Annotated in this window: 17 protein-coding genes and 1 pseudogene; 9 read left to right on the top strand and 9 right to left on the bottom strand. The window is 63.0% G+C overall.

Annotated elements, in window-relative coordinates; translation table 11 throughout:
* Nucleotides 1-48 precede the first annotated feature (48 nt).
* Complete coding sequence (locus LH20_RS18750; protein WP_235527027.1) at nucleotides 49-906, top strand: oxygenase MpaB family protein; 858 nt, start codon at nucleotides 49-51, stop codon at nucleotides 904-906.
* A gap of 59 nt (nucleotides 907-965) precedes the next feature.
* Nucleotides 966-1,349, top strand: a complete 384-nt coding sequence (locus LH20_RS18755) for an OsmC family protein (protein ID WP_053555538.1) — start codon at nucleotides 966-968, stop codon at nucleotides 1,347-1,349.
* Nucleotides 1,350-1,471: 122 nt separating this feature from the next.
* Here the strand turns inward: LH20_RS18755 and LH20_RS18760 are convergent, their stop codons facing one another.
* From LH20_RS18760 to LH20_RS18770, 3 genes are all read right to left on the bottom strand, one after another.
* A complete protein-coding gene (locus LH20_RS18760) occupies nucleotides 1,472-1,732 on the bottom strand; it encodes a hypothetical protein (RefSeq protein ID WP_053555539.1) in 261 nt (86 codons plus the stop codon).
* 154 nt (nucleotides 1,733-1,886) lie between these two features.
* Nucleotides 1,887-2,447, bottom strand: coding sequence for a hypothetical protein (locus tag LH20_RS18765; protein WP_053555540.1), 561 nt, complete (start codon nucleotides 2,445-2,447; stop codon nucleotides 1,887-1,889).
* 223 nt (nucleotides 2,448-2,670) lie between these two features.
* Nucleotides 2,671-3,009: a hypothetical protein gene (locus LH20_RS18770; protein ID WP_053555541.1), complete on the bottom strand. Its 339-nt coding sequence runs from the start codon at nucleotides 3,007-3,009 to the stop codon at nucleotides 2,671-2,673.
* A 484-nt stretch (nucleotides 3,010-3,493) separates the two neighbouring features.
* On the opposite strand from LH20_RS18770, the gene LH20_RS18780 reads away from it, so the two are divergent.
* The 7 genes from LH20_RS18780 (at nucleotide 3,494) to mnhG (ending at nucleotide 10,449) form a co-directional block, all read left to right on the top strand.
* The gene (locus tag LH20_RS18780) at nucleotides 3,494-4,357 is read left to right on the top strand and encodes a universal stress protein (protein WP_158501167.1); all 864 of its coding nucleotides are present in this window, start codon (nucleotides 3,494-3,496) and stop codon (nucleotides 4,355-4,357) included.
* Between the two features lie 109 nt (nucleotides 4,358-4,466).
* A complete protein-coding gene (locus LH20_RS18785) occupies nucleotides 4,467-7,394 on the top strand; it encodes a monovalent cation/H+ antiporter subunit A (protein WP_053555544.1) in 2,928 nt (975 codons plus the stop codon).
* Entirely contained in the window at nucleotides 7,394-7,735 is a 342-nt protein-coding gene (locus LH20_RS18790; protein WP_053555545.1) for a Na+/H+ antiporter subunit C, read from the top strand. Before LH20_RS18785 ends, LH20_RS18790 begins: the two co-directional genes overlap by 1 nt.
* A complete protein-coding gene (locus LH20_RS18795; protein WP_053555546.1) occupies nucleotides 7,732-9,330 on the top strand; it encodes a monovalent cation/H+ antiporter subunit D in 1,599 nt (532 codons plus the stop codon). The genes LH20_RS18790 and LH20_RS18795 overlap by 4 nt, the downstream gene beginning before the upstream one ends.
* Nucleotides 9,327-9,809: a Na+/H+ antiporter subunit E gene (locus LH20_RS18800; protein WP_053555547.1), complete on the top strand. Its 483-nt coding sequence runs from the start codon at nucleotides 9,327-9,329 to the stop codon at nucleotides 9,807-9,809. The genes LH20_RS18795 and LH20_RS18800 overlap by 4 nt, the downstream gene beginning before the upstream one ends.
* Nucleotides 9,806-10,087: a K+/H+ antiporter subunit F gene (locus LH20_RS18805; protein WP_053555548.1), complete on the top strand. Its 282-nt coding sequence runs from the start codon at nucleotides 9,806-9,808 to the stop codon at nucleotides 10,085-10,087. The genes LH20_RS18800 and LH20_RS18805 overlap by 4 nt, the downstream gene beginning before the upstream one ends.
* Nucleotides 10,084-10,449: a monovalent cation/H(+) antiporter subunit G gene (mnhG, locus tag LH20_RS18810; RefSeq protein ID WP_053555549.1), complete on the top strand. Its 366-nt coding sequence runs from the start codon at nucleotides 10,084-10,086 to the stop codon at nucleotides 10,447-10,449. The genes LH20_RS18805 and mnhG overlap by 4 nt, the downstream gene beginning before the upstream one ends.
* A gap of 178 nt (nucleotides 10,450-10,627) precedes the next feature.
* On the opposite strand, the gene LH20_RS24430 is transcribed toward mnhG, so the two are convergent.
* From LH20_RS24430 to LH20_RS24070, 6 genes and pseudogenes are all read right to left on the bottom strand, one after another.
* Entirely contained in the window at nucleotides 10,628-10,834 is a 207-nt protein-coding gene (locus tag LH20_RS24430) for a transposase (protein WP_442800466.1), read from the bottom strand.
* 35 nt (nucleotides 10,835-10,869) lie between these two features.
* Nucleotides 10,870-11,610, bottom strand: coding sequence for an IS21-like element helper ATPase IstB (gene istB / locus LH20_RS18815; RefSeq protein ID WP_053552564.1), 741 nt, complete (start codon nucleotides 11,608-11,610; stop codon nucleotides 10,870-10,872).
* A gap of 10 nt (nucleotides 11,611-11,620) precedes the next feature.
* Entirely contained in the window at nucleotides 11,621-13,144 is a 1,524-nt protein-coding gene (gene istA, locus LH20_RS18820; protein WP_083455489.1) for an IS21 family transposase, read from the bottom strand.
* Between the two features lie 245 nt (nucleotides 13,145-13,389).
* Nucleotides 13,390-14,118, bottom strand: a complete 729-nt coding sequence (locus LH20_RS18825; RefSeq protein ID WP_235527028.1) for an HpcH/HpaI aldolase family protein — start codon at nucleotides 14,116-14,118, stop codon at nucleotides 13,390-13,392.
* A gap of 123 nt (nucleotides 14,119-14,241) precedes the next feature.
* Complete coding sequence (locus LH20_RS18830; protein WP_053555552.1) at nucleotides 14,242-15,441, bottom strand: AMP-binding protein; 1,200 nt, start codon at nucleotides 15,439-15,441, stop codon at nucleotides 14,242-14,244.
* Between the two features lie 148 nt (nucleotides 15,442-15,589).
* Nucleotides 15,590-15,733: pseudogene (locus LH20_RS24070) on the bottom strand (AMP-binding protein); the annotation flags it as partial.
* Nucleotides 15,734-15,743 lie beyond the last annotated feature (10 nt).

Genomic DNA, 15,743 nt, shown 5'->3' on the forward strand with positions numbered 1-15,743 from the left:
TCTGATAACGATTATATCCCGAAGGTCAATCGCCACGCGGATGCGCCAATGAAGCCGATGCTCCGTCCTCCCGCCGCGATGGCGATCGATTTCACCAGTCCCGTGGGGGAACCCGCGCTTCTCGCGCCCAATTCGGTCCAGTGGCGAGTGTTCAAAAATCCCGTCGCGCTTGCCATCGGGGGGGTTGCGGCCGTGCTGCTCGAATTTGCCGACGCCCGCATCCGGTCGGGAGTCTGGGACCATTCGACTTACAAGACCGACCCGATCGGCCGCTCGCAGCGCACGGCGATGGCGGCGATGGCCGGCGTCTACGGCCCCGCCAGCACCGCACGGCGGGTGATCGGCGGGGTGGGACGCATGCACGCCAAAGTGTGGGGAACCACCCCGGGGGGCGAGACTTATTCCGCACTCGACCCCGTGTTGCTCAACTGGGTTTATGCAACCGCCCAATATGGCTTTCTCAATGCCTATCACCGCTTCGTGGCGCCGCTCTCGGCCGCCGATCAGGCGCGCTTCTGGCGCGAGGGCGAGCCCGTCGCCCTGCTCTATGGCGTGACCCGAACCCCGAAGTCAGAGGCCGATTTCATGGCGATGATGGGAGAATTGCTGCCATGTTTCGAGCCGCATCCGATCCTCACCGAATTTCTCGATATCATCGAGTCGGGCCGCGCCGCGCCCTCGGTGCCGTCATTTCTGCACAAGTCGCTTGCGCGCGCTGCCGTTTCGCTATTGCCCCCCGCAGTGCGCGCGCGGCTCGAGCTCGGGCGGCGCTACGATCTTGGCCGGCGCGACCGACTGATGGTCGCCGCGATGGCAAAACTTGCCGATCGCATCAAGGATCGCGGATCCCCGGCGTGGCAGGCAGCCGAGCGACTCGGCCTTGCCGGCGACACGGCCTGGCGCTGAGGCTTGCCCCCACCGAGGGAGCGTGAGAGATTCGGCTGGGTCGCAGCAGGAGACAAGGCATGGGCAAGGGAACCGCACGCATCGGCAAGGACCGCTATCGTACCGAGATCGAGGTCGGCGGCCACAAGCTAATATCCGACGAGCCCCCCGGCCTGGGCGGGGGCGCGGCCGGCCCCGCCCCCTATGACCTGCTCCTCGCCAGCCTCGGCGCATGCACCGCGATCACGCTGCGCATGTACGCGGACCGCAAGCAATGGCCCCTCGAATCGGTCGAGGTTGGCCTTCGCCTTTCGGGCGGACCCGGTGCGATGCACATCGACCGCACGCTCGCCATTGCAGGCCTCGACGATGTGCAAAAATCCCGTCTCGCCGACATCGCCGAGCGCACCCCGGTCACCCTGACACTGAAAGGCGGACTGCCCATCACGACGAGGCTCGCCTGATCCGTACCAGTCGAGCCGTCTGCCCGCAGTCAGACGCTCGGCATCGCATGGATGGGAACAGGCGCATCTTTGTCCGTCCGCGCGGGCTGCTGCAGCGGACGGGCGACTTGCAACGCTGCCGGTCAGACGGGCGCCGAAACCCGGTGAGATGTTGTCGTCCTCGCGTCGCTCGCGGCCGCAGGTTGGGCTGACGAGCTTGCTGCAATGAGCCACGCCATGACCGCGAAGGCCAGGCATGCAGAAACAAGCCAGCCGCGCCAGTTGCGCTCGGTGAATGCGAACAGGAGGCTGTAAAGGCCTACGATCCCCGCGACGAGGACAAGTCCCAATATCTCTTCAAGCGTATAGGCCCAGCTCAGCGACAGGCCTGCCAGATTGGACATTTTCGAATTCCATCCTTTCATGATGCGGCGCGCAATATTGTTCCCACGAGCCAGCACGTGGCTGCGAAAATCACGCAAAAGGCGATGATGAGAAGCAGCCGGCTGCGACATCGAGGATTGAAGGGCCGGGCTTCCGGCCGCTGCGGCATGCGGCTCATGGGCCCGCCTCCTGCCTCTCTGGGGTCTTTGTGCGAGCACAGCGTTCATGGAGGGCGCTCACAAGCGCGAGCATCTCGCGCCGGACGGTGACGGGCGCCCCAATCCTGGGATCACACCACAGATCACAATAAAGATCTGCATAGGCTTCGAGAGTCTCGAACGCCCTGCTTGCGTCCCGATCGAGAGGTTCTTCCATTGCCTCGGCAGTCTTGCGAGCGGGTTCGATCGCGAGCGGCTGCCCCTTCCCATTTTGAATGACGGCGCGTCGCTGCGCCTCCACCGCGAGCCGACCAGGAGGGGTCGCAAAGAGATTATCGAGCGCAGCCTCGATCGCGCACGGCGCCGCCGGCCCAGCGGTCCGCCGCAGGGCGAGTGCCAGCAGTTGATCCTCGACAAGGACAGAATGTTCCAGCCGTTCGATTTCGGTCATCCCGCAATCCGAAGGGGACCGAACGCGCGAGGCACCCAGGGGATCAGCGAGCATCGCGCTTGCACGCGATGCAGCCTTTCGGATCAAATGGCCAAACAGCGACTGCTGCGCCAAAAATATGTTCACGCAATGTCTCCTTGTCCGGTGGCGGCCGGTCTCTTGAAAGGCGGCCGAACCCCCTACGAAAAGGGGCGAAGCTTTTGAGGTCCGAGCCCGGTGCTGCGGGGTGGGTTCTTCGATCGGATCGGCGCCGCCTTCGGCCCCAAGCCAGGTCGGACCCTCTTTCGGCTGGCCCTTCAGGACGCGGCGCCGAAGCGACGTGGTCCACCTCCGATGAGCGGCTTGGGCGTCAGGCCGGCTCGAGCACCGAGGCGGCGCTCCGCCAATAGGCATCGACACAGCGCGAGAGAAAACCGACGGGCGGTTCACCGACAATGTCCTTGAGCAGCGGCACAAGATTGTCGCCGAAGGCGATAAAGGCCTTGCGCGGCAGCGCCTCGACCTCGCTGGAGGGGGCTGGCGAGCCTTCGTAGGCGGCGATCATCATTTGCAGCAATGTCGATGCGATTTGCGCGGCATCGTCGGGGGAGACCATCCCGGCCAATGCCGGGGCAGCCGCGTTGACGAAATGCGCGCGGCGCGTTTGCAAAATGCCGAAGGCTTCAGCCTCGGATACCAAATGGCTCATGGGAACTCCGGGCGCACAGGCGCCATTTCCGACCCGCAGGGCTGCGGGCCTCAGTCTATCGATTGTGCGAAAGGCCGGGAGAGCTGCCCGGCGAGAGCCTCGGGGTCAGCGTCGCCCTGCGGGTCAGGCAGGGCGCCGCCGCGCCGAGGCCGAACCACGCGTGAGCAGGCTGCCAGCATGAGCCAGGAAACGAAGTGCCGAAAAACACGTCATGGATCATCCCATAGCATGCGCCGGCGAAACGGCCAAATTGCAGCGGATATCGCATAGCGGCGCGGCAAGCTGCGTTTGACTTCTCTCCAGCCAGACCCCAACGTGCCGGCATGCAAGCCCCCTCTCCCCAGCTCTGCATGGCTCCCGGCCCGGGATTTTCAGGGGGGCGCTATCGATTATGCCGCAGGCCGGCCCATTTCCTTCATGAACAGACGGGGAACCTCGCCGCGTCGCGAGGAATAGGCGGCCATATGGACGACAAAGGATGGACATGAGCGATCAGCCCCCGGCACAGCCGAAAGTCATTCTTCTCGCCACCGACCTTGGTTGCCAAAGCGACCGAGCGCTCGACCGCGCGGTCGCGCTGGCGGGCGAATGGAACGCCCGTTTGATCGCGGCGACCATCGTCGAGCCGGACGCCGCGCAGATGCTCGAGCCAAAGGGACGAAGACGCATCACGACGCCGCTCGAGCGCGCGCGCCGGACGCTGGAGTCGCACCTGGCAGCGAGCGGCGGCTCGGCGGAGATCCTCGTAACGACCGGCGATCCAGCCGCCGAACTTCAGTCGATCGCGATGAAGGAAAGCTGCGACCTGGTCGTTGTGGGTGGCGGCCGGAATGACATGCTCGGCGGTCTCCTGCTCGGGGGGACCGCAAAGCGGTTGATCCGGACTCTTTCGGTTCCCCTTCTGGTCGTGCACGATCGTCCCGCCGGTCCTTACGGCAACATCGTCGTTGCAACCGATCGTTCGCCGGGAGCGCGAGAGGCGCTGCTTGCCTCGGCAAGCTTTTTCCCCCGCGCGCGCCTTACGCTGTTCCATGCCCACGATGTTCCGTCTGCGGCAGCCCCCGCGCACTCCGAAACCGATTATGATCTGCGCTCGCACATGCTCGCCGAGGTCCTCGCAGACCCGCGCGTAAGCGACGATCTTGCAACGCGCCTTGATCTCGTGGTCGAGACCGGCGCTGTCGAACGCCTGATCAGTGAATTTGCCGAAGACCATTTCGCGGACCTCACGGTCGTTGGAAGCCATGGCCACGGCATCCTCTTTGAAGCAATCATCGGCAGCACCGAAAGGAAGTTGCTCGAAACCCATTCGGGCGACCTTCTGATCGTCGGCAGCGCTGACAAATAGAAAAGCCGGGACCGCGCGCGCACGCCGGCGACGCGCGGTCTTGCCTTGGCGCGGTGCGGCTCTCTAAGACGAAAAATATCTCGCTAGCCTCAGGAGCCTGTCACCCCCGATGAATGACCCGCGCTACCTTTTGGCGGTGGTGAGCCTTCCCTTTCTCGGCAGCATCATTGCGGCCGCCCTGCCGCAGGCGGGGCGGAACTGGGCTTCGGCCCTCGCCGGCACAATCGCCCTCGCCGGAGTCGGGCTGCTTGCCACCTTTTATCCCGCTATTGCGGGAGGCGAGATCGTGCGTCTCGAAGCCGCCTGGCTTCCTTCGCTCGGCCTCCAATTCACGTTGCGGCTCGACGGTTTTACGTGGCTTTTCGCCTTGCTCGTACTCAGCATGGGCGCGCTGGTGATCCTCTATGCCCGTTACTACATGTCGCCGAAGGATCCCGTTCCGCGCTTCTTCGCCTTTCTCCAGGCTTTCATGGGCGCGATGCTCGGCATCGTCCTCTCGGGCAATCTGATCCAGCTGGCTTTTTTCTGGGAGCTGACCAGCCTCTTTTCCTTCTTGCTCATTGGATATTGGCATCACAATCAGGCCGCTCGCGATGGCGCTCGAATGGCCCTGATCGTGACCAGCCTCGGCGGTGTCTGCATGCTCATCGGTTTCCTGCTGCTCGGCCGGATCACGGGCAGCTATGACGTCGACACCGTGCTTGCGGCGGGATCGACCATCCGGGCGCACGGCGCCTATCTGCCGGTGCTGATCCTTATTCTGCTCGGGGCGTTCACGAAGAGCGCGCAGGTTCCGTTCCACTTCTGGCTGCCGCACGCGATGGCCGCACCGACGCCGGTCTCGGCCTATCTTCACTCGGCGACGATGGTGAAAGCGGGCATTTTTCTTCTCATCCTCCTGTGGCCCGTTCTTTCGGGAACCGAAAGCTGGTATCTGATCGTCACGACGGCAGGCCTTGCAACCTTGCTCGTGGGGGCATGGTCCGCGATCTTTCAGCAGGACCTCAAAGGCCTCCTCGCCTATTCGACGATCAGCCATCTCGGGCTCATCACCCTTCTACTGGGATTGGGCAGTCCGCTCGCCGCGGTCGCTGCCATTTTCCACACGCTCAACCATGCGACCTTCAAGGCTTCGCTCTTCATGGCAGCCGGCATCATCGACCATGAAACCGGGACACGCGACCTCAGGCGCCTCAGCGGTCTCGCCCGCTTCATGCCGATCACGGCCACGCTCGCGATGGTCGCCGCAGCTGCCATGGCGGGTGTCCCGCTGCTCAACGGATTCCTGTCGAAGGAAATGTTCCTCGCCGAAGCTCTCGAGGCGCACAGCGGGACGATACTCGATGCCGCCCTTCCCATTTTGGCTACCCTCGCAAGCGCGTTCAGCGTCTTTTATTCGATCCGCTTCATTCACCAGGCATTCTTCGGGCCGCCGCCCGTGGACCTTCCCCATTCCCCCCACGAGGCGCCCCACTGGATGCGCTTTCCGATCGAGATACTCGTGCTTGCCTGCCTGCTCGTGGGCATCCTGCCAGGCCTCACGATCGGGCCCCTCCTCGCACACGCGGTTGGTGCCGTCTTGGGCGAACACGCGCCGGCCTATAGCCTCGCGGTCTGGCACGGGTTCAACCCGCCGCTGCTCATGAGTCTCATCGCCCTGGTCGGGGGAGCGCTTGCTTATGGGCGCTACGGCGCGCGCCTTAATGCTGTGGAGCGCTCCCCCCTAATCGGCCGACTGAAAGCCCGGCGCACCTTCGAAGCGGCGCTGGCGGCCATCATCGAGTGGGCACGCGCGCTTCAGGATTTGCTCGGCACGACAAAATTGCAGGTCCAGTTGCGCCTTCTGATCGGAACGGCCGTTCTTGTCGGAACCTTGCCGTTTCTTTTCCTCGGCTACCGCCCGGGCTCGCAACCGGTGGCCCTGATCGATCCGGTTTTTGCCCTGCTGTGGATCATCGGCTGCCTCTGCGCCGTCGGCGCAGCATGGCAAGCGAAATTCCACCGTCTCGTCGCGCTGTCGCTGATCGGCGGGGCGGGCCTCGCCACCTGCATCAGCTTCATCTGGCTTTCCGCGCCCGACCTTGGTCTTACGCAATTGCTTGTGGAGATCATCACCCTCGTGCTCCTCTTGCTCGGTCTTCGATGGCTGCCGCTACGCCAGCCCGATATCTGGCCCGAGGCGCGCACCCCCTGGAGCGTACATCTGCGCCGCAGCCGCGACCTGCTGCTCGCGGTCTCGGGCGGCATCGGAATGGCTGCACTCTCCTATGCGATGATGACGCGGCCGAGCGCCCCGAGCATTTCGCGCTTTTTTGTCGAGAACGCGTACCCGGGCGGCGGCGGAGCCAATGTGGTCAACGTCATTCTCGTGGATTTTCGCGGCTTCGACACGCTTGGCGAAATCACCGTGCTCGCCATTGTCGCGCTCACGGTGTTCACACTTCTCAGGCGTTTCAGGCCGGCGCCGGAGAGCGTCGAGCTGCCGCATCAGCAGCAGCGCCAGAACGACTTCGACCGCGACGATGAGGAGCGCTCGCATGGCGACACGCTTGCGCACTACCTCCTCGTTCCGAGAATCATCATGCAGTGGCTGTTCCCCGTGATCCTGACCTTTGCCATCTACCTGCTGATGCGCGGGCACGACCTGCCGGGCGGCGGCTTTGCAGGCGGGGTGACCGCCTCGATCGCCATTCTCCTCCTCTATATGGCAGGCGGGACGCGATGGGTCGAAGCCCACCTCGACATCCGCCCGCTTCGCTGGATCAGCTTCGGCTTGCTGCTCGCGGTCGGAACCGGCATCGCGGCATGGATCGGCGGCCACCCCTTCCTCACCAGCCATTTCGGCTACCTCAGCATCCCACTGATCGGCGACATCCCGATCGCCAGCGCTCTGCTTTTCGACATCGGCGTTTTCGCCGTCGTCGTCGGCACGACCGTCCTGATCCTGATCGCGCTCGCGCACCAGTCGATCCGGTCTCCCCTCAAGAGGAAGGTCGTGGCCGGGACGCAGCCCTCACCTGCGGAAGGGACGGCCTGATGGAAGTCGTCCTCTCGCTTGCCATCGGCATCCTCACCGCGTCGGGGCTCTGGCTCTTGTTCCGCCCGCGCACCTTCCAGGTGATCCTCGGACTCTCCCTGCTCTCCTATGCCGTCAATCTCTTCATAATAGCGGCTGGACGCCTGCGCACCGACGCCCCGCCGATCGTGGGCAAAGGCACAGCGGATCCCGCGGCCTATGCCGATCCCGTGCCCCAGGCGCTGGTGCTGACCGCGATCGTCATCTCGTTCGCCACAACCGCGCTGCTTCTCGTCGTGCTGATGGCCTCGCGCGGTTTGACGGGCACTGACCATGTCGATGGGGAGGATGGGGAGGCGTGACGGGCTGGCTTGCACATCTGGTCGTCGTCCCCATCCTGCTACCGCTGGTGGCGAGCGCGCTCATGCTCTCGATGGACGAACGCCGCCGAACCGCCAAACGGGTCTTGAGCCTCGGTGTCTCCGCACTTTTGGTCGGGGTTGCCGCCCTTCTTTTATGGTCTGTGCGCGAAAGCGGACCTGTGGCCTACCGGATCGGTGATTGGCCGTCCCCTTTCGCGATCACGCTGGTCGCGGATCGCCTGTCGACGATGATGTTGCTGCTGACCAGCATCCTCGGCTTCACATCCCTCTTCTATGCCACCGCGCGCTGGGATCGATCGGGGCCGCGCTTCCACGCGCTGTTCCTGTTGCTCCTGATGGGAATCAACGGCGCGTTCCTCACCGGCGACATCTTCAATCTTTTCGTCTTTTTCGAAGTCCTGCTCGCTGCCTCCTATGGTCTCATCCTGCATGGATCGGGCACCGAGCGGACCAGCGCCAGTCTCCATTATATCGCGATCAACATCGCCGCCTCGCTGCTGTTCCTCGTTGGCGTTGCGCTCCTTTATTCGGTCAACGGTACCCTCAACATGGCTGACCTTGCGGTCAGCCTCAGTTCGGCGGCCGAGGAGAATCTGGCCCTGTTGGAAGCTGGCGCCGCGATCCTCGGCGTGGCCTTTCTCGTCAAAGCGGGCATCTGGCCGCTCTGCTTCTGGCTGCCGCGGACCTATGCGGCCGCCTCGCCTCCGGTCGCCGCCGTGTTCGCCATCATGACCAAGGTTGGCATCTACATCATCCTGCGCCTGTCCTTCCTGCTCTTCGGGAAGGATTCGGGAGGCGCTGCAGGCTTTGCAAACGACGCACTGCTCTACGCAGGGCTCGCGACCATGGTATTCGGCATCGTCGGCATCCTCGCCGCGCGTCACTTGACCCGCATTGCGGGCCATTATGTTCTCGTGTCGTCGGGCATCCTGCTATCCGCGATCGGTATTGGCGGCGAAGCGCTTACAGCCGCGCTGCTCTTCTATCTCGTCAGTTCGACGCTCGCGGTCAGCGCACTCTACCTCCTTATCGAACCGGTGGAGCGCCACGCCGACGAAGCGGATATAATCGAGGGCATCTCCGAGCCCGTCTTCGACGACGAATATGTCGGTGCCATCGAGGAGGAGGAAACCGAAGAGGGCGTCGTCATACCAGGAACGATCGCGATTTTGGGTGGCGGGTTCATTTTCTGCGCCTTGCTTCTTGCCGGGCTCCCCCCCTTGTCGGGGTTCATCGCCAAATTCGCGCTCATCGATGCCCTGTTCCGTCATGTCACCATCGCTCTTTCGCATTGGGCATTGATTGCCCTCATCATCCTGTCAGGACTGGCGACGACGATTGCCATGACGCGTGCCGGGATTGATCGCCTCTGGACGCCCGGCGAGGATTCGCCGGCACGCCTCAGTCTTGTCGAGGTGACGCCGATCGGTCTCCTTCTCACAGTGTGCCTGACGTTGATGCTCGCGGCCGGCCCCGTCATGGATTTCATGCAGGCTACCGCCGGCGCGCTTCATGACCCCGGCAGCTATATCGAGGCAGCGGGACCTGCCATAGAGGGGGGCGGCGTAAGATGAGCCGTCTCTTTCCATATCCTGTGCTGACCCTGGCGCTCTTTGTCATGTGGATCCTGCTCACCGGCTTTTCGCCGGGCCATGTGCTCCTCGGCGGCCTGGTCGCGGCGTTCGTCTCGCGCACGATGCTCTCGCTCAAGCCCGAACCCACCGGTTTTCGGCCGACTTCGGCGGTCTTCCGTCTTGCAGGCCTGGTCCTGGCGGACATCGTGCGGTCCAACTTTGCAGTTGCCCGGATCATATTGTTCAAGCCCCCCGAGCGCCACTCGGGCTTTCTTCACCTGCCGGTGGAACTTCGCAATCCTTATGCGCTTGCCGTACTGGCGATCATCATCACGGCGACACCCGGCACGCTGTGGGTACAGCATGACGCGCGGCGGCACGTCATTCTCATCCATGTTCTTGATCTGATCGACGAGGAGACATGGATAAGGTTCATCAAGGATCGTTACGAGCGGCTGCTTCTGGAGATTTTCGAATGAGCACGCTGTTTCTCGCGCTTGTCATCACCGCCTCGCAGATCCTCCTAGGTCTTTCGATGCTGTGCGCCACCTATCGCATGGCGCGCGGACCGCGAGCACAAGACCGTGTGCTCGGCCTCGACGCGCTTTATCTGGGGGCGATGCTGCTTCTCGTTACCTACGGGATCCAGACCGGGAGAAGCCTTTATTTCGAAGCCGCGCTGGCCATTGGCCTCTTGGGATTTGCAGGGACGGTCGCGCTCGCCAAGTTTCTGATGCGGGGAGAAGTGATCGAATGATTCAGGGACCGGACCTTCCGACCTGGGCAGCGGTGATCGTTGGGCTCCTCCTGCTGACAGGAGCTGCGACGACACTCATCGGAACCTTGGGCTTGCTGCAGCTGAAGAGCTTTTACGAACGAGTGCACGCTCCGACACTCGGAACCACGCTCGGCGCCGCCCTCATCCTCGCCGCATCGATGATCAGTTTCTCGGTCCTCCAATCGCGCCCGATCATTCATGAAATCCTGATCGGTGTCTTCGTCACGCTGACAACGCCTGTGACGCTCATGCTTCTGGCACGAGCCGCGATCTACCGCGATCGAAGCGAGGGAGCCTCGCGCGTCCCGGTGGACGGATCAAGCAGGGCGCCCCGCGAGTAACAGCATGTGTTAGCGGGTGCGCGCGACGCCGCATCATGGAGCCTCTCACCCCGCCTTTCTGGTGGCGCCGTCGTCTTTGAGAGGACCTGCGTCTGGCGCCGATAAGCGCCTCGCGCGGTGATGCAAGGAGTGGCGGTTCCCCAGTCTGGCCAAAGAGACCGACAAGGGTGTCTGCAATTTAACGACCTATTTTCGGCTTCCAGTTATGAATCGTCGCGTTCGACACCCCATTCGGCCGGGCCGAATCGGCGGTCGTCGCGCCCGTCTGGGCCTCCTTCAGCACGCTGATGGTCTGCGCTTGCGGATTCCGACGATCGCGCGCATGTATTCCGATCTGATGCCGCGCAGCGTTCCGATTTGATCGCGCGCAGTTGGAGCACCTGATCGTCGGGTAAAGATGTCATGTTGCTAGTGGCCGGGTCAAGCTGCTGCGACGGCGAGTTGCCTGCGCATGGATTCTCCGGTGAGTTCGAGGCGGTGAGCGTTGTGAACGAGGCGGTCCAGGATGGCGTCGGCGTAGGTTGGATCGCCGATCAGGTCGAACCAGCTGGCCACCGGGAGCTGACTGGTCACGAGCGTTGACCGGCGGCCGTATCGGTCTTCGAGGATCTCGAGCAGATGGTGGCGGGCATTGCCGTCGAGCGGTTGCAGGCCCCAGTCGTCGAGGATGAGCAGGTCGACGCGGGCGAGGCTCTTCATGCGGCTGGCGATCCGGCCATCGCCTTTGGCGAGCGACAGGTCGTCGATCAGGCGGGGCAGCCGGGTGTAGAGCACGGAGCGATTGTCGCGGCACGCCTTGTGGCCCATGGCGCAGGCGAGCCAGCTTTTGCCGACGCCTGCAGGCCCGATGATGGCGCAGTTCTCGTGGGCGGTGATCCAGTCGCCCCTGAGCAGCCTCTCGAACAGCCGGCGATCGAGCCCGCGCTGCGCACGGTAATCGACGTCTTCGGGAACAGCATGATGGCGCAGCTTCGCGTGGCGCAGGCGAAGGGCGAGACGCCGATCGTTGCGGTATGTTGCTTCATGATCGAGTAGCAGCCCGAGCCATTCGGCATGGCTGAGGCTCGTCGCATCGCCATTATGTTCGAGCTCGCAAAACGCGTGCGCCATGCCGGAAAGGCCGAGTTGGTTCAGCTGATCAAGTGTCGGATGTTTGAGCATTGTCGTCCTCTCAGTGGTAATAGCCAGAGCCCCGGATGTTGGTGTGCAGGATCGGCGCGCGCTCCGGGGACTGGCGCACGGGAACCTGGTCGAGCCCCTTTTCGAGGATCGATTTGACCGAAGGATAATTGCGCGCCTGGATCTCCAGCGCGCGCAGCGCGGCCGCCTCGAGGCGCTCAGGCCCGAAGCGCCGGGCAAGGCCAATAATCCCGACGCACGAGCGATAGCCCTGCTCGGGGTGCGGGCGATCCTCGATGATCTTCTCGATCAGAAGCGACAGCATCGGCCCGATCCGCGCCGCCTCCTCGCGGATTTTCGCCGGCGTCAACTCGCCGTATCGCCGGTGGCTCGAGGGCATGTGGTCGGCAACCGTCGTATGCCGCCCGTTGCCCGAAGCGCGCATATGGACGGCGATGCGCTCGCCACCGAGGAAGATCTCGACCGTGCGCGCGGTGACGCGGACGTCGACCTCGCGCCGCGCGAAGCGATACGGCACCGAGTAATGATGGCGCTCGATGGCAATGTGATAATCGAGCCCGACCCGGCAGCGCTTCCATTGCGCACAGACCCATGGCTCGGCCGGGAGCGGCTTCAGGTTCGGCGCATCGATTTCCTCGAACAGCTCCCGGCGTGTCTTGCCGAACTGGCGCAGTACCCGCTTGTCGTTGAGCTCAGCCAGGCATTCGGCGATCGCCGCATTCACCTCGGCCAGACTGTAGAAAATCCGGTTGCGCAGCCGGCCCAGAAGCCAGCGTTCGACGATCCTGACGCAGGCCTCCACTTTCGCCTTATCCCGCGGTTTTCTCGGCCGCGCCGGGAGCACCGCCGTGCCGTAATGGCGTGCCATATCGGTATAGCCACGGTTGACCATCGGATCGAAGTGACAGGCCTTGATCACCGCGACTTTCGCATTGTCGGGGACCAGCAGTTGCGGCACGCCGCCGAAGAAAGCGAAGGCGGCATTGTGCGCCTCGATCCAGTCGGCAAACTGCTCGCTCCATGAGGCGCAGGCAAAGGACAGGCTCGAACCGCCGAGCACCGCGACGAACAAATGGGCCGCACGCTCCTCGCCGGTTCGGCGGTTCACCACCACCGGCACCTTGTCTCCTGCATAATCGACGAACATCTTTTCGCCGCCCGCATGGGCTTGCCGCATCACAAGCGGCAACCGGCCCTCCCAGCGCCGGAACAGATCGCACCACCCGCTGTACCGGTAACCGTCCGGGTTCGCCGCGATATACTCCTCCCACAGAATCTGCAGCGTCACGTGCTTGCGCTTCAGCTCGCGCGCCACCACAGACCAGTCCGGCTCCGGCTGCTTGCGCCGACCAGGCTTCACACCGCAGACGCCATAGAGCCGCGCCTCAAGATCCGCGTCGGTCATCGCTTCCGGAACCGGCCATGCCAGCCCCGAGCGCGCGAACCGCTTCAACGTATCGCGAACCGTCGTCGGACTAACCCCGACCCGCTCACTGACTACCCGCGTCGACAGCCCTGCCAGGCTCAGACGCAAAATCTCGCGCACATGGCGCATCGCAATCCTCCTCGTCGGCATCCATTCCTCCAGTCGCTAAACAACCGGAAAAATGGTCCTACGATCAGGATTCTCCATCTCGAAAACTGCGCGCGATCACATCGGAACGCTGCGCGGATAATTCTCGGAACGCCGCGCGCCATCATCTCGGAACGCTGCGCGCGATCAAATCGGAACGCTGCGCGCGATCACATCGGAATCCGCACCCCCGCCTTCATAGGCTCCTCCGAGGGACGGCGCGCCCTTCAGTAGGCTGAATGCGCCACCGGCCCGGGGGCTGCGCCGAACCGACGGATATCCGTCAGGCCGTTGGTCAGCATATGCCCAAAGTCGCTTCCGACTGTTAGAAAATTAAAGCCGAGTTCCTTCATCTGCCCGGCATAGTCGACGCTGTGGTTGTGGATGCCGGCGATCTGGCCCCGCGCCTTAGCCGCTGCCACGATGTTCTCATAAGTCCGAAGTATTTCTGCTTCGGTCCGATCGAGGATCGCGGGCAGTCCCATCGACAGTCCAAGATCACTTGGGCCAACATAGATGCCGCTTATTCCCGGCGTATCCATTATCGCTTCTGCGTTGTCGACCGCATCGCGCGTTTCGATCTGCGGGAGGAGAACAATGTGCTGGTTCGCTTCGCCTTGCGGATTGGCGCTGGTCGGCGGGAACGGCGCTCCCCGAACCGGGCCGCATGACCGCTCGCCTAAGGGCGGATATAGAGCATGGCGCACCAGACGCCTGGCATCCTCGGCCGAGTTGATCATGGGGCAAATGATGCCGTCGGCACCCGCATCGAGCATGCGCCCGACCACTCCCGGCTCATTTGTGGGAACGCGTACGAAGGAGGCGACCGACACTCCCTGCAAGACGGCGAGCGCGGTCACGGCCTCGGAATAGCCCCACCAGCCATGTTGCATGTCGATGGTGATGCTGTCCCAGCCGAGCCTGGAATAGGCCTCGATCGCTACGGGCGATGGCATCATGGACCAGCCGTTGAGGCATGGTTCATGGCCATTGCGCAATTTGTGCATAGAAGGCATTCGCTGGCTCCTGATTGTCTCGTGAATGGGGCACGCGATGAGAGATCCGACGTCCGCATCCTCTCAAGTCGGCACGGCAGCCGCGCTACGGTCGGTCGAACGCTCATGAAGCCGCGTGCGGATTGCCTTCTTGTCGATCTTGCCTACGCTCGTAAGCGGAAGATCCTCAACGATCTCGATATAATCGAGCCTGGCGTAGCGACTGATCTCTCCGCGCTCGATCGCAGCATCAAGACGTCGCATAATCCGCGCCTCATCGGGCTTGGCTCCCTTTCGCGGGACCAGGAATGCAACGGGGCGCTCCTGCCATTGCGGATGGGGCACCCCCACGACAGCGACCTGTGAAACGTCGGGGTCGGCCGAGATCAACACCTCCAGCGTCTGCGAACAGATCCATTCACCCCCACTCTTGATCACGTCCTTGATGCGGTCGCGAATTTGCAGCGAGCCGTCTTCGTGCCAAGTCGCGACATCCTGGGTATGGAGCCATCCCCCGCGCCACAATTGCTCGGAAGCGGTCTCATCGCCGATATAGGCCGGGGTCAGCCAAGGCGATCGGACAACAAGTTCGCCCTTACTATTATCGTCCCGGGGGACCGGTTGCATCGTCTCATCGACGACGGATACGGTCACCAGGGGGATGGGATAGCCGCTTCGCGCTGCGCTATGATCGCTTTCGCCGAGTGAGGATGTCCGCATCAGGCTTACGACCGGCCCGGTTTCGGACATTCCGTACCCGGCGACGAGCTGAAGTCCCAAGGCCCGAGAGTCCTGAAGGAGATCCGGCGACAATGCCGATCCGCCAATCAACATCTTCCAGCCATCGAGAGCACTCCCCCGACAATTGGCCGCGTCAATGACCATGCGCAGCACTGTGGGCACACAGTGCGAGAGGCTCACGCCATGCTGCTCGTACAGATCGACAATCCGCGAAGGCTCGTAGCGACCTGGATAGATTTGGGTCAACCCGAGCATTGTCGCGACATAGGGTAGTCCCCAGGCATGGACATGAAACATTGGAGTAAGCGGCATGTAAACGTCGCGATACCCCACCTGACCGTCAGCTCCGAGCGCAGCCGCGACCGAAAGGCTATGAAGAACGATTTGACGATGTGTGAAGTGTACGCCTTTGGGGAGCCCGGTCGTACCGGTGGTATAAAAAGTCGTCGCGATACGGTTCTCGTCGAGCGCCTCGTCGAACGGAAACCGTGCATCCGAACTGGCTAGCAGATCCTCGTAGAAGCCGTCGCTCCAGCTGGGCAAGTGATCGCAGCAAGTTTCTCCGATCAGGAAAAAGTGACGAGCGTGGGGAAGTTCGTGTCGGATAGCCTCGACAATGGGTGCGAAGTCTATGGTGAAGGATCAGGACACAAGCGCGGCTTTGCTGGAGCGTATACCGGATTTGATCGGGCGACAGCCGGATATTCACCGTTTGCAGTATCGCACCCATCATGGGTATCGCAAAATAGCCCGCGAGATAGCGGTCACTATCCCAATCCAGAATGGCAACCGTGTCACCAAGTCCGACACCATAATTGTGCAAGAGAGAAGCCAATCGGCCGACA

The sequence above is a fragment of the Sphingopyxis sp. 113P3 genome (assembly GCF_001278035.1).
GTDB lineage: Bacteria > Pseudomonadota > Alphaproteobacteria > Sphingomonadales > Sphingomonadaceae > Sphingopyxis.